This window comes from Acinetobacter sp. X9, assembly GCF_054889255.1.
In genome coordinates this window covers 2757717-2772077 of the sequence record NZ_CM142679.1, presented here as the reverse complement: position 1 = coordinate 2772077, position 14361 = coordinate 2757717, and the positions used below count along the sequence as shown (strand labels likewise).

Genomic DNA, 14361 nt, shown 5'->3' with positions numbered 1-14361 from the left:
ATTATGGCTGAAGATAAAAAGTCCGATGCAATTGGCGATGCAGGGGCGTATACAAACTTTGTCTCAAATATTGGTACCGAACGTGACAAAGCTTCTCACGGATCTTTCGTTAAAAAAGTAATTCCTGATGAGCAATTAGAAGCTGTGTATCAACACTGGTTAGCAAAACGAATCGTCAACCGTCCAGCCAGTGATATGCTCCGAGCTGGTTGGTTCTATGAAGGGATTCAGGATAGCGATTTATTGAAGCTTAAAGAGGCTTGTAAGGCTTTTAACTTAGATGGGGTGCTCTTATCTAGTTTAGTCCTTTCTCGCTTATATGGCGTTTGCTATGTGCTTCTAGGCACAGTGGACGGCGGCAACTTAGATCAACCGTTTGATTTAAACAAGTTAGGCGTTGGCCGTTTGGAGTTTTTCACCGTACTCAAGAAAAAGCAGATTGAAGCCGATACTTCAAAGTACTTACCACCAAATGAAGCTGGCGGACTTCTAAAGCAACCTGAATTTTACAAGCTTAATCTCGATGGAAAGTCTAACCAGCGGATCCACCACACTCGCTTAATTAAATTTGGTCATGCAGATGTGGTCAATGAAGAGCCTGTAAGTGTTTTACAGGAAGTTTATGAGGATTTGCTTGATCATGCCGCCGTTAAGAAAGCCTCAGCTAGTCTTGTGCATGAATCAAAAATTGATGTGATTAGGACGCCCAACTTGGTCGATAAGATCAAAGAGGACATGAAATCTGTAGTTGAACGTTTTCTCAGTGTCGGATTGCTTAAGGGTTTAAACGGTATGCTCGTCTTGGATAAAGACGAAGAATACGATTCTAAATCTTATAGCTTTGGTGGTTTACCTGACCTTATGCGTGAATTCTCTATTCAAGCTGCTGGTGCTGCTGATATGCCATATACAATTTTATTTGGCCAATCACCAGCGGGGATGAATGCAACAGGTGAGCATGACACACGGAACTATTACGACAGTATCGCTACTAAGCAAATTTGGTCCTTAAAGCCATTCATGTTGAAGCTTTTAAGAGTGATTGTTCAAGCTACATTTGGTCGTCAATTTCCAAGCTTAGATGTTGTTTTTAACCCGTTATGGCAATTAGACGCTAAGGTGCGTTCTGAGGTCGAAAAGGCTAACGCAGAACGGGATTCCAAGTATTTAGAAATGGGCATCATTACCGAGCCACAAATAGCAAAACAGCTTGTTATTGACGGTGTTTATTCAGTGATTGATGAAAAACATATCAAAGAGCTTGAGACAATGGTGAAGCTTAATGACAACGATAATTCAGATCCTGAAACCCCACCTCCAGCAGGCGAAGAAACGTAAAAAGGGTCGCAAAGCTTCTAAGCCAAGAGCCGTGCACGTAAATCGCCGTGTTGAGCTTTATTACACTCGGCAATTACTGGCTATTTCAAAATACTGTCAGGAACAAACAAAAGAATTAGTTATTCCTACAGTTGGCCAGAATATCGGTGATGCTTGGTTTTCGGACATGATGACGGCGTTTAGAGAAAAGCTCACAAAATATGTTGTTGAGATTTCCCGACCGTTGGCCACAAAAGTTGTGACTGATACCCAAAAGGAAGTGGACAAGCAAATTGCAGAGCACACCAAAACAATTATTGGTGTGGATCTAACGCCGTTCTATAGAGCTGCAGATATTCAGGACGAGGTAGATCTAAACATCACGGCAAATGTCAGTTTGATTAAGTCTATTCCGCAGCAATATGCCGATAAGCTTGAGGTATTAATCACCAATGCTTTGCAAACTGGACAAACCAATGAAGAGTTGGCCAAAGCTATTAAGCAATTGGGTTTATCTACTGATTATCGTGCACGACTTATTGCTAGTGATCAGATGGGCAAGATTAACGGCCAAATTAACCAAGCCCGACAGCTTTCAATGGGTGTTGAGACATACACATGGCAAACGGCGAAAGATGAGCGTGTGCGGCCAGATCACCAACATAAGCAGGGCAAGACATTTAGATGGGATTCTCCGCCAGATGGTGGACATCCCGGTCAGCCTATTCGTTGTCGTTGCACAGCTTTGCCTAATTATGAGGATATTTTGATTGATTAATTTAATTACTTTATGAGATTTTAATAACTTGGTAATTAAATTTTATTTAATCATTTTTTTAAGGTGGGGTAATGGAAATTAAAAATGAAATTTTAAAAGATTACGAAGATTACTGTCATAAAAAATTAGTTAGTGAGTTTGGTAATTATAAGGCTGGAACAAATGGACCAATTCATTTATATCAACGTTATAAGTACAGAATTATTAACGCTCAACCGAGAGAGGTGATTGAACCTCAAAATTTAGTCATACCTGCTGAACATTTAGGTGCTTATCAAAAAATTATTTTAGATATAGAAGAAGGAAACTCTTTAAATAAATATCAAAGCAGAAACCTTAAAAAGCTAGATTATAATGATGATATGTTATCTCATTGGAGAATCCAGCATTTTCATTTAGGTAATGTTGTGGAAAGTGATGGGTATATGGAAAGAACGTCGGATTTATTGTTTATCCACTTTTCTAACTCTCAAGCACACATTATTGGTATTTTCTCACATGGCGATTGGTGCGATTTAGATATCATCGAAACTATTCATGAAAATTGGCCTAATCTACTAACTAGTTTTAAGTCTGAATCGACTAGCGAACCATTGACAGAAGAGCAATATAAAATTTTAAGACGTAAAGGCTACAACACAACAGTTAGAGTAAAGGATGGTACAGAATATCACCCACCAGGTTTTGGTGTTGTTGCTAATGGATCGCCTGTAGAAGCCATAACGAATGTTCAGAGGATTTTAATTACATTTGAGAACTCATTTGATGCAATTTCTACGAACATTGATCAAATATTAGAGGCTGACCCTCAAAAAAGAACAACTGAAATAGCAACTATCGGTTTGGAGGTGGATGAGGCTAATCAAAGATTTGTTTATATAATTAAGGAAACAGGCCATAGATTTACCTTAGATTACGAATAAAGAAAATTTTCATAACAGGAAATTAAATCTGATATTTCAAACCCACCAAATGGTGGGTTTTTTATTGAGCGCAATTTATGAAAAACATTTACCGCTTTAAGGTAGGTGACTTTGCTCCGAGTGAATCCACACGTTCATATACACCAGAAGGTTATTTGAAATGCGTAAATGTTCGCTTGGGTAAAGCACCTCAGGTACGTCAGTACTATGCGTATGAGTTCCCAAACTTAGAAGGCTTTTCAGCAGATCAGACTATTAACGTCTATACATCCGCAGAAGAACTATTTAAGCCGGCAGCGATTAAAAGTTGGGATGGTGCTGATGCTACAGATTATCACCCACCCAAGAATGAAATTAATGCAGCCAACTGGAAGGATTATCACATTGGCTATTGTGAGAACGTCCGCCAAGAAGGCGAATATCTAGTGGGTGACTTGCTCATTAAAGATAAAGACAGCATTAATTTAATCCAGAACAACGAGCGATTAGAAATGTCGCTGGGTTATGGAGCCACATTAGTTTTAGAGCAGGGCACGGCGCCAGATGGCACGGTGTACCAAGCAAAATTTATCAATTTTATTGGCAATCACGTAGCACTCGTTAAATACGGTCGCTGTGGTGGTGATTGCCGCATCGGTGACCAAAAGCAAACTCCACCAGAGGGGAAAACAATGGAAGTAATTGTAAACGGTATGCGTTTTGACATTGGCGATAACAAGCCTTTGGCGGATGCATTAAAGATCCAGCAAGAGCAAATCGATAACTTAAAAGCTGCAAAGCTTAAAGTCGGGGATAAACAATTTTCTATCGGTGATGAACTTAATGCAGTTCAAGCAGTTGTAGATCAATTGCATAACGATAAAACAACTCTTGAGCAGAAAGTAGGTGATCTGGAAAAAAACCAGATGACACCTGAAAAGCTAGAACAAGCTGCAACCGAACGTGCAGCTGTAATTGCCGATGCTAAAGCATTGGTGCCAACAGTTAAAACTGAAGGCTGCACATGCGAGCAAATCAAACGCGATGTAATTGCGGCTAAAGCAGGTGACGCATTGGTAACTGCCTTATTAGGTAGCGTGTCAGTAGGCGATGCCAAACCTGATCAGATCGATACAACTTTCCGCGCTTTGTCTGCTGTGAAAGGTACACACCCATCTAATCCAGTAGGTGATGCCCTGCATAAGCAACAAAACATTCAAGCAGGTGATGGCAAACCAGATGATGGAGAGCCTAAACCTAACAACAAAAAAGAAGCTTGGAAAAAAAGCTTCTAAGAAACTGGAGAGATTACAATGTCTTTAACCCCTCAAGCTATTCCGGGTATGCGTGCACGCCTGCACATGCCTGAAGAAATTCTATCTTTACCAGTTGCTGGTACAGGCGTAGTAAGTGATGGCGAAGTGGTCGTGCAGTCTACCGATGGAAAAACAGTTAGCGCAGTAACTGGAGCAACCAATACAAAGTTTGGTGTAGTCGTTTTTCAGCACGTAGGTAAAACAGGAAAAAATGCCTTAGGAAAAGAAGCTTATCAAACGAAAGACTGTGCACCTGTCATGCAGATTGGTTCAATTTGGGTAAAGCCTACTGCACCTGTGATTGATATCAACGCGAAGGTTTATGTGCGTACCGCGAACCCTACTGCCCAAGCGCCGCTAGGTTCACTTTCTTCTGCAGCATTAGATTCAACAGAACTACCTAATGCCTCATGGGAAACCATCTCTGGTCCAGATGGCTTAGCAATTCTTCGATTACGTGGAGCATAAACAATGTCAAAACAATTAGAACGGATGAAAATTCGCTTAACTGCTGTAGCCCATGGTGTTCAAGCTGCTGTAGGTGATGCATTCAATTTAGATAACTTTGCTAAGTTATTGTTGAAGCTTGAATCAATTGATGAAATGACACCGCAACTTGCTGAAGCTCAAGCTTATGCAAAATATTTGCCTATTGAGTCATTAGACGGCGCAGTAATGGGATCCGCAAGTGTCTTACAGCGTAAAAAAGGTGTTGGACGTGGTAAGCGTTTCTCTGGTACTGGCAACGATGTACCCTTAGCAGAAGTGGTGTATGACCAAGTAAAACTTACTGTACAGCCGGGCGTAATCGGTTATGAAATCAGTATTTTTGAAGCTGCATCAGCCTTAAAAGCTGGCATTCAATTAACGACTGATAAAGTTGAAGCTGCTCGATTAGCTTATGAAAATCACATGAGTGATGTAGCTTGGTTTGGTGAGCCTGAAACTGGTTTACTCGGCTTCTATAACCAGACAGGTGTAGAGGTTATTTCCTCTACGGTTGATTATGCTACAGCTACAGTTGAAGCTATTCTTGCTGATATCAATAAGGCAATTAAAGGCGCGTCAAATGCCTCTAAGTTTGATAGCAGTATTCAGCCTGATACTTTCGTAATGCCTGAGAATAAGCTCACCATTCTTGCTAGCCGTATCGTTCCCGATTCAGCGGGTAAAACCTTCCTTGAGTACATTAAGGAAAAAAACACTTTTGCAATGCAAGGTAAAACACTGACATTCACTTCTGAAAGTATGCTTGAAGGTAAAGGTGAAGGTGGTACTGACCGTAGCATTATTTATCGCCGTGATCCAAGCTGCATTACTTTCCGTTGTAATGAACTGGAATTCTTAGCAGCTCAACCTATCAATTATGTGATGCGAACACCAGGACACTATATGTATGAAGGTGTCTATTTAAAACGTGTCGATTCTCTCCGCTACTACGATGTTGAATAAGGAAAACTAAACATGCCAAAAATTACTTACAGCGGCTCTCAGGCCGCTTTTTCTTTTGATGGGATTCAAGTCGGTCAGGGTCAAACCGTGGAAGTTAGTGCTGCGGATCTCACGCGTATTTCAAAAGGTAAAGCCTTTAAATCACTCGTTGATAAAGGTGAACTTGAAGTTCAGGAAATCCCAGATGATGAGCCAAAAGCAGCAGGTAAAACAGGCGGCCGTAGTGGTAAAGGTGGCAAGCAAACGGATGCAGCCAGTGACGCCGCTAAGGCAGCAGATGAAGCTGCTTTGGCCGCCGTGAAAGCTGAATTAACTGCACTTGAAGTAACGTTCAGTGACGATGAAACACTTGAGCAGTTACAGGCTAAGTTAGATCAGGCTAAGGAATAAGGTGGTTATATGGACGTACAAACGTTTCGCCAGAAGTTCTCGACTGACTCGAGTTTAATGTCTTTGCCAGATGAGAGAATTCAGGATGCATTAGAAGAAGCTGATCTGGTTGTATCTCAAATTGAGTTTGGGGCATTAAAGGAACGTGCTGTAGGTCTATATGCAGCACACATTCTTAAAGTTGGTACCGCAAGCGGCAATGGTGCTGCTTTTGGTACCGCCTCAAGCATGACAATTGCGGGCCAAAGTGTAAGTTATTCACGATCATCGAAAGAAGCTTTCTATGATCTCAGCATGTATGGCCAGCGCTACCTTGCATTAAAAAATTCCATTCCAATCGATGACGAAGGCACAAACCCTAACCGTTTAGGCGTTGGCGCTTTTGTCGTATAGGAGAGACACATGCCTTTTAAATATCAGGCACCAAAAGGTTATAAGCCAACAAAGGTTGTTATTGCTGGTCAAAACCTAGATATCAATAACGGCGTTTTAGAATCTGATAATGACATTATCCATATTTTAAAGCCCTTAGGTTTTGAGCGTTTTGTTGAAGTTGTTGAACCAAAGAAATCGACAGCCTCTGCTAAAGAGTAATTAAGCTATGAGCGATTATCGTGTTGATAGCAATGTCAACTTTGATGAGATGAATAATCGCGTTAGGTTTGAAATAAGACGCACGATTAACGCTCTTACTTTGCGCTTACAGCGGATTATTCAGGAAGATATGTTGAGTGGCCAACGGCTAAAAGTTCAGTCTGGCCGCTTACGTGGATCCGTTTCATCTAAAGTAGATGAGGATAAGGATTCGATAGAGGGAACGGTAGGAGCTGGTGGTGCTTTGGTTCCTTATGCCTTTGCTCATGAGTTTGGCTTACATGGATCTATGGGCGTTAAGGCTCATCTTCGAACAATCAAACAGGCTTTTGGTCGACCTATCTCACCAGTTCAAGTCAATGTGAAGGCTCACTCAAGGAATGTTCGTTTTAGAGAACTGCGCTTCATGCGTGATTCACTGGATATTGTGGCCAAGATTGTGCCGAAAAATATTGATGCAGCAATTGAGCGAGGTATAGCAGGTGGATAGCGAAGCAATCTATCAGGCGTTGTTTGATCGGTTAAGTGCAAGGGTAGAGGGATTGATTACAGTCAGTCGCCGTTTACGTCATTTTAACCACGTAACACCTGAACAGCGCCCAGCCATGTTTATTACACAAGGCAATCAGCAAGAAGTACCGGTACATGGTTTAGATTCAAAAGTTGAACTTGCTGCTGAGGTCTATCTCTATATCCATGAGGCTGATAGAGATAAACCACCATCATCACAGATGAATGTTTTCATCGATCGTGTACGTGAAGCTATAAAACCAGACCATCCAGATTTTAATGAGTGTCAGACCTTAGGAGGTTTGGTAGAGCACTGCTGGATCGAGGGCACTGTAGAAGTATATGAAGCAGTAGAGAACATGCTGGATGATCAGGCGATTGCAATTATTCCTATCCGGATCCTCACAACCAATTAACAAAACATTCATTTTATGACCGCCTCTATGGCGGTTTTGTCATTTTAGAGAGGTCAATATAAATGGCTCAATATTTATTTGGTGCCGGCAAGATCTTTGCTACACCGATTCAAGATGTTTACGGGCAACCGATTAGTAATCCCACACCAGTTGAAGTGGGTGTGATGCAATCCGTTGGTGTGGATATTAGCTATGACTTAAAAGAGCTTTTCGGTCGTGGTCAATTCGCTGTAGATGCTGCGCGTGGTAAAGGTACCATTAAATGTAAAGCTTCTTTCGGGCGTATTAACGGTACTTTGTTAAATTCCATTTTTTTCGGTGGCGTTGTTGCTGAAGGTGGAATTGAAACAGTTTCCCAAACCATTAATGGTGAAGTGATTCCGGCTGGTGGTGCTGTTACACCGGTTGTTCCTAACAGCGGTACATATGTAAAGGATCTAGGCGTAACCGATGCTAAAGCAATCCCGCTTAAACGTGTAGCTTCAGCGCCTGCAACTGGACAATACAGTGTAGATGCTGCAACCGGTGCTTATACATTTGCTGCTGCCGATGCAGGTAAAACTGTATTTATTAACTTCCGTTATTCAGCAATGGTAGCGGGTGCAAAGTCAATCACTGTATCAAACCTAGATATGGGTTATACGCCAGAGTTTGCCGTTGACCTGCAACGTGACTACAAAGGCAAGTTCATGCACATGAATTTCTTCCGTTGTACCAGTAACAAACTTGGATTCAGTTCAAAACAGGATGATTACGATATTCCTGAGTTTGAATTCCAGCCTATGGCTGATGATCTAAACCGTGTTTTCAAAATCGATTTATCGGAGTAATACCAAATGCAATTTAAGCAAGTTGAAAACCCGCGAGGCTCAACAATTATTATTGATGGGCAGCCATTTGTATTTGCTCCATTGTCACTTGGTGCGGTTGAAAAGTTATTGCCAGCTCTTCAAGCATTTAAGCCCGATGATGTTGGCACTGTGATTGATGTTGCGTTTAAGTCGCTTAAGCGAAATTATCCTGATATCACACGTGATGATGTTGCAGAGATGATTTATATGGATCAGCTAACAGAAGTCATGGAAGCTGTAATGTCGGTGTCTGGTCTTAAAGGAAATGATGACAACGCTGCAGGTGGTTCGGGGGAATAGATTGGGAGGAGCTTTACACGCATTTAGTGCTAACCATGGGTAAAGATTACGACTATGTACGTGATGAAATGGATCTACCCAGATTAAGAGCATTAAGTGCGTATCAGCAAAGTAACCCTCCCGCACATATAGGAATACAACGTCTTTGTCGTATTTTAGAAGCTTTCATGGGTATCGAAGAAACACCGCAAGCTATTACCGTTTCAGATGATGATGAAGACGATATGCTAGAAGTCTTCGAAATTTTCCCTCAGGGTGGTTAAGGCCGCCCTATTTGCATTATTTGTAAGCGTTGGTTAAAGTTTGTTAATTAAAACTTTATAAGGATAAATCTGTGGCTTTAACTAATTGCAAAGAGTGTGGGGCACAAGTTAGCACTCAAGCTAAAAATTGTCCAAGTTGCGGGGCTAAAGTTAAAAAACGCTCAATTCTAAAATGGATTTTATTAGGCTTTGTCATTCTTTTTATTATTGGCGTTATTGCGGGTGGTGGTGAGGGATCTTCATCATCAAATAGCACTAGGGAATTGTCGCCTAAAGAAGATGCTCTTAAAAACACTGTACTTGATTATGATTGGTCAAAAGGTGGATTTGATAGTGTCATGTTAGTTGATTTTAAAATCAAAAATAACAGCAAGTATGACATTAAGGATATAACTGTTGAGTGTGAGCACTATTCAAATAGTAAGACAAAAATCGATAGCAACAGCCGTGTAATTTATGAAATTGTAAAAGCTGGACAAACTAAAACAGTTAAAGAATTCAATATGGGATTCATCCACTCACAAGCTGCATCTTCAAGTTGTGGAATATCTGATTTAGTCGTAATTCAATAAATAGTCTTCCAAAAAAGCCCCGTAATCACGGGGTTTTTTACTTCTTTTAATTTACCTTGCATCGGCAAGGTTTTTTTATGCCTATGAGGTGTGTATGGCAAATAATAACCGTGTCGAGGTGCATATCGGTGCAAAAACTTCCGAGTTAAAGGAAGGGATGCAAGATGCTGAAAAAATTGTTTCGGATGCTTCTAAGAAAATTGAAAGTACTGGAAATAATATCGATTTTAAACTTGATCTATCAAATCTAAGATCAGAGTTAAATGGTTTTGCGACAGGTTTATCTGACAGATTTAAAACTGTAGGGAACGATATAAAAAGTTCCCTTACTAGTGGTTTATCTTTAGTTAAAGGTGGTTTCTTTTTAGGGATAGGTCAAGAAATAGCGAGAAGTGCAGCAGAGGCCGTGGCGGCAATACCAGATCTAGTTTCTGCAGTTGGTAAAGCATCTAAAGAATTAGAAATTCAATCAAGGTTAGCAAATGCAAATACCACTGAATTTCAAGAGTGGGCATTTGCGGCAAAAAAGGTAAATGTTGAGCAAGATAAACTTTCGGACATCATGAAGGATGTAAACGATAAGTTTGGTGATTTTATGCAAACGGGCGGCGGAGAAATGGCCGACTTTTTTGAAAAGATTGCCCCAAAAGTTAATGTTACTGCTAAAGAGTTTCAGGGCTTATCCAGTCCTCAGATTCTCGGAAAGTATTACGAAACTTTGCAAAAAGCTAATGTTTCGCAAGCTGAAATGACTTTCTACATGGAAGCAATTGCAAACGATGCGACTTTATTAGCGCCATTATTGGATAATAATGGTCAAAAATTAAAAGAGTACGCTAGGCAAGCACATGATTTAGGCGTAATCATGAGCGAAGATGCAATTGCTGCGACTAAAGAATTTAACTCTGCTCTTGAAACGATACAAACAACTTTACAAGGGGTGCTTACACGTATTGCAGCCCAAGCAGCACCGTCATTGACTGAGTTAGCAAATCAATTTTTAACATTTGCAGTAGATTCAAAAGATGCTATTGATGACTCAATTAAATCAATTATTGGTATTTTTGAAAGCCTCTTTTCTATTCTCAGTGAGCAGTTCACTACTATTGCAGGAATCTGGAATGATTTAACGGGAAACATTGGTGATGATGCAAATACCCAGATAAGCTTTATGGATGCTATTTCTGTAGCTTTACGTGCGCTTGGGGTGGTTGTAACTGGTTTTCAAGTTGGAGTTCAAACAGCATTTGCAATTATTCGCGCCATTGTTGTGACAGTTTGCCAAGCCCTTATTATTGCATTTAATGGTCTAATGGCTGGCTTTGATATGGTGCGCAATACCATTCAATTCGGTTTAGATGTTCTTCAAGTTAAGTTTCAAACTTTTGGTAGTGTCGTTAATAACATTCTTCATTTTAACTTTTCTGGTGCCAAGGCTGCTTGGGAAGGTGGGTTATCTCAACTTGGTGGTATTACTGAACGTTATACCAACCAAATGAAAGGTCGAATGAATGATCTGAAGAACTCTTGGAATAATGGGGCAACCACGGCGGCCAATTCCCTTGTCACAGCAGGTAAGCGGATCCTTGATTTAACAACAGCGGGTAATCAAAAGATTACTAATTATGTATATAAGGATCCAACTACCCAACTCGGCCCACCTAAGCCACCAAAATTAGCTTTAGGGTCTGCACCACCAAGCACAAACAAGGGTATTGGCACTGGCGTTAAGGATGATAAAGGAAAATCTAAATCGTCGGCAAAATCTAAAGCTGAGCAAGAGGCTAAAGAGCGTCAACGACAAGCAGAGCAGGCAGCTAAAGCGCTGGCTGATATTCGGTATAAATATGCATCCGAAGAAAAGAAAGTCGCTTTAGATCTACAAAAGGCATTAGATGAGATTGAAAAATCTAAGATGACTGCCGATGAAAAAGCCGCCGCAAAAGTCAAAGCCGAAAAGGATGCTTCAGACAAGATCATTGCTATCCGTTTAAAAGAGTTTGAGGAATACAAAAAAGCTCGTGAAGAACAAATCGACAATTATCAACAGCAAGCACAGCGCCTTTATGAAATCGAAGCTGCACGGATCCAAGCTGAATATGATGCCAAGAAAATTTCAAACGTTCGCAAAGTTCAATTAGAGAAGCAGCTCGAAGATCAATTACGTGAAATTAAACGGCAAGGTCTTTTAGAGCGTTTAGCACTTGAGAACGAGCAATCTGGCATTACTGGCAAGCAAGGTAATCAAAACCAAATTACAAACAATATTTCTGATTTAGAGACAGATCAGAAAGTTGCTGACACTAAGTCTATGGGCTTAATCAGTGATGCGGAAATGAAAGACTTTGAGGCTAAGTTTGGTGGGTTTACTTCTCGACTTTCTAACCTTTGGGATCAAGGCATTCAATCTTTAATGAATGGCACCTTGACTTGGAGCAACGCAACAAAAGCAGTATTAGCTGACATGGGTGCATTTGCATTGCAATCGGCTACTAAAGAGCTACAAGGGTGGCTCAGAATCCAAGCGATTAAGTTAGCTCGAAAGCTTGGTTTCGTTGGTGCTGAAACGGCGGCCGAAGCATCTGGCCAAGCGGCTCAAACGGGAGCAACAATCGCGGGTGAAGCAACAAGAACCGGTGTTACAGCTGCAGGTGGTTTAACTCGTTTAGGTTTAAAAGCTGCTGAAGCTGTCAAAGGTATCATGATGTCAGCTTGGGAGGCGATGGCGGGCGCATTTAAAGCCATGGTTTCTATTCCTTACATTGGTCCAGTTCTCGCCGTTGGTGCCGGTGCTGCTGCATTCGGTTTAGTGGCTGGTCTAGCTGGCAAGATCAAATCTGCTCGAGGCGGTTACGACATTCCATCAGGTGTGAATCCAGTTACCCAGCTGCATGAAGACGAAATGGTTTTACCTTCTCAACATGCGAATACTATTCGTGAAATGGGTAAAGCTATGCGTAGTGGTGCAAGTTTTGGAGCGGCTGCAGCTGCTGAAGGCGGAGGAGCTGGACCGAGTATTCATATCAACGCAGTTGATGCAAAAAGTATTGAGCGTTTGTTAAAGAAAAATGGCCGTGCGGTCGCTAATGGTTTGAATAGTTACGCTCGTGGATTCGGTAAGAATGGTAAATAAGGGGGTGTAAGTGTCTAACGTTTTATTTCCAGAGTTACCCGGTCTTGAATGGGATACCTCAATTACACCCATGTTTAATACCAAGATCATGACTTCAATTAATGGCCGAGAACTCCGTGCGAGCTTTCAGGCCGCACCGAAATATGAAATCTCGTTGTCTTACGCATTCTTGCGAGAAAGTAAAGGGAGAAAAGAATTGCAGCAACTCCAAGGCTTTTATTTAGAACGCCGCGGGGCATTTGATTCATTTCTTTATAAGATGCCAGACGATAACCAGTTTGATTGTACATTTGTTGGAGATGGCACAACTACTTCGTACCAACTCTACAAGATGATGTATGTCACGCCTTTGCCTCTTGGAAATACAGAGGAACAAATTGTGCAGGCAGTCGATCCTAATATGTGGAATCAAACACCTGTTAAGTCTATGTGGGATGCAAACACATCTAAACGTATGTGGAATACAACTACAGCACAAATTACAGCTGATGGTAAATACATTCTTTCACAACCTATTGAAGCTGGTATCGAGCTAAATATTAAGGGTACTTATTACTACCGATGCCGCTTTAAAGATGACACTCAACAATACGTCAACTTTATGCATAAGCTTTGGAAGGCTGGAAAGGTTGAGTTAATCGGATCTTTAGGAACTAAGATATGAGACAAGCATCACCACAGTTAATAGCCTTGTTAGATGCTGATCAGTTCATTATGGCCGATCTCTACACCATCACAACCATACAAGGTATTGAGTATTGTTATACAAGCTATGACGTTAATTTGACTGTACAGGGTAGAGAGTTTCGTGCTGATGGGCCAATCATCAGCCGAGAAGGCACAAGCCTTTCTTTAGGCATTGAAGTGGATAATTTATCCATCACAATTGAGACAAATGAAAACACTAAATTCGGTGATGTGCCTGTAGCTCAAGCTTTCCATAACGGCATTTTAGATGGCGCCCGGTTTAAGTTGGAACGTGTATTTATGGATATGCGTACACCAACTGATACCAGTGCCGGCACGCTAGTTTTATTTGAAGGTCGTATCGTTGAGCCTGAACTTGATCGCTATGAAATTAATGCCAGCGTGGTTTCTGATGTAGATAACTTAAAGCTTCAGATGCCGAGAAACTTGTATACACCAGGATGCTTAAATACTTTATTCGATAGCGCTTGTGGCTTACTCAGTTCAAACTTTTCAGTCAATACCACTATTGGGGCAAATAGTACCCCTAACCGGATCTTATGCAATTTAAGCCAGCCTCAAGGGTGGTTTACCCAAGGCGTTGTAGAGTTTTTAGAAGGGGTCAACATTGGTATAAAGCGGACAGTTCGATTACATGAAGCTGGATCTTTGCTTTTAACTTTGCCACTTTTAGAAATGCCTGAAATCGGTGAAACCATTCGTGTTTATCCGGGTTGTGATAAACGGCTAGATACATGTATCAATCGTTTTAATAACCGCCCACGTTTCCGTGGTGCACCATTTGTGCCAGTTCCCGAAACATCAATCTAATTTTTCAACGTTAACCCGAGCCCTGAATTTTCAGGGCTTTTTTATGGGG

Annotated in this window: 18 protein-coding genes; all 18 read left to right on the top strand. The window is 41.1% G+C overall.

All coding sequences use genetic code 11. The features are described 5' to 3' along the window. The first annotated feature begins 3 nt into the window (after positions 1 to 3). Positions 4 to 1338, top strand: a complete 1335-nt coding sequence (locus ACYU0V_RS13170; protein ID WP_461847805.1) for a DUF1073 domain-containing protein — start codon at positions 4 to 6, stop codon at positions 1336 to 1338. Continuing rightward, positions 1283 to 2095, top strand: coding sequence for a phage head morphogenesis protein (locus tag ACYU0V_RS13165; RefSeq protein ID WP_000207477.1), 813 nt, complete (start codon positions 1283 to 1285; stop codon positions 2093 to 2095). Before ACYU0V_RS13170 ends, ACYU0V_RS13165 begins: the two co-directional genes overlap by 56 nt. 71 nt (positions 2096 to 2166) lie before the next feature. Beyond that, the gene (locus ACYU0V_RS13160) at positions 2167 to 3018 is read left to right on the top strand and encodes a hypothetical protein (protein ID WP_461847804.1); all 852 of its coding nucleotides are present in this window, start codon (positions 2167 to 2169) and stop codon (positions 3016 to 3018) included. Positions 3019 to 3095: 77 nt separating this feature from the next. Next, a complete protein-coding gene (locus tag ACYU0V_RS13155) occupies positions 3096 to 4292 on the top strand; it encodes a DUF2213 domain-containing protein (RefSeq protein ID WP_461196754.1) in 1197 nt (398 codons plus the stop codon). An 18-nt stretch (positions 4293 to 4310) separates the two neighbouring features. Then, entirely contained in the window at positions 4311 to 4781 is a 471-nt protein-coding gene (locus tag ACYU0V_RS13150) for a structural cement protein Gp24 (RefSeq protein WP_461196753.1), read from the top strand. A gap of 3 nt (positions 4782 to 4784) precedes the next feature. Beyond that, on the top strand, positions 4785 to 5765 hold the full coding sequence (locus ACYU0V_RS13145; protein WP_461847802.1) for a major capsid family protein: 981 nt from the start codon (positions 4785 to 4787) through the stop codon (positions 5763 to 5765). A gap of 12 nt (positions 5766 to 5777) precedes the next feature. After that, the gene (locus ACYU0V_RS13140; protein WP_461847801.1) at positions 5778 to 6155 is read left to right on the top strand and encodes a hypothetical protein; all 378 of its coding nucleotides are present in this window, start codon (positions 5778 to 5780) and stop codon (positions 6153 to 6155) included. A gap of 9 nt (positions 6156 to 6164) precedes the next feature. After that, complete coding sequence (locus ACYU0V_RS13135; RefSeq protein WP_461847799.1) at positions 6165 to 6548, top strand: DUF4054 domain-containing protein; 384 nt, start codon at positions 6165 to 6167, stop codon at positions 6546 to 6548. A 9-nt stretch (positions 6549 to 6557) separates the two neighbouring features. Next, positions 6558 to 6749 (top strand): hypothetical protein, encoded by a 192-nt coding sequence (locus ACYU0V_RS13130; RefSeq protein ID WP_461847798.1) that lies wholly within the window; start codon positions 6558 to 6560, stop codon positions 6747 to 6749. Between the two features lie 7 nt (positions 6750 to 6756). Next, on the top strand, positions 6757 to 7239 hold the full coding sequence (locus tag ACYU0V_RS13125; protein ID WP_461847797.1) for a hypothetical protein: 483 nt from the start codon (positions 6757 to 6759) through the stop codon (positions 7237 to 7239). Next, on the top strand, positions 7232 to 7675 hold the full coding sequence (locus tag ACYU0V_RS13120) for a hypothetical protein (RefSeq protein ID WP_461847795.1): 444 nt from the start codon (positions 7232 to 7234) through the stop codon (positions 7673 to 7675). Before ACYU0V_RS13125 ends, ACYU0V_RS13120 begins: the two co-directional genes overlap by 8 nt. Before the next feature lie 62 nt (positions 7676 to 7737). Then, complete coding sequence (locus tag ACYU0V_RS13115) at positions 7738 to 8505, top strand: hypothetical protein (RefSeq protein WP_045899654.1); 768 nt, start codon at positions 7738 to 7740, stop codon at positions 8503 to 8505. A 6-nt stretch (positions 8506 to 8511) separates the two neighbouring features. Further along, a complete protein-coding gene (locus ACYU0V_RS13110; RefSeq protein ID WP_199111925.1) occupies positions 8512 to 8826 on the top strand; it encodes a hypothetical protein in 315 nt (104 codons plus the stop codon). Between the two features lie 35 nt (positions 8827 to 8861). Next, entirely contained in the window at positions 8862 to 9089 is a 228-nt protein-coding gene (locus ACYU0V_RS13105; protein WP_461847792.1) for a hypothetical protein, read from the top strand. 71 nt (positions 9090 to 9160) lie between these two features. Further along, the gene (locus ACYU0V_RS13100) at positions 9161 to 9661 is read left to right on the top strand and encodes a zinc ribbon domain-containing protein (protein WP_130121512.1); all 501 of its coding nucleotides are present in this window, start codon (positions 9161 to 9163) and stop codon (positions 9659 to 9661) included. 94 nt (positions 9662 to 9755) lie between these two features. Continuing rightward, a complete protein-coding gene (locus ACYU0V_RS13095; RefSeq protein WP_461847790.1) occupies positions 9756 to 12794 on the top strand; it encodes a phage tail protein in 3039 nt (1012 codons plus the stop codon). A 10-nt stretch (positions 12795 to 12804) separates the two neighbouring features. Then, a complete protein-coding gene (locus ACYU0V_RS13090) occupies positions 12805 to 13458 on the top strand; it encodes a DUF2460 domain-containing protein (protein WP_461847788.1) in 654 nt (217 codons plus the stop codon). Beyond that, the gene (locus ACYU0V_RS13085; RefSeq protein WP_461847787.1) at positions 13455 to 14312 is read left to right on the top strand and encodes a DUF2163 domain-containing protein; all 858 of its coding nucleotides are present in this window, start codon (positions 13455 to 13457) and stop codon (positions 14310 to 14312) included. The genes ACYU0V_RS13090 and ACYU0V_RS13085 overlap by 4 nt, the downstream gene beginning before the upstream one ends. The last annotated feature ends 49 nt before the right edge of the window (positions 14313 to 14361 follow it).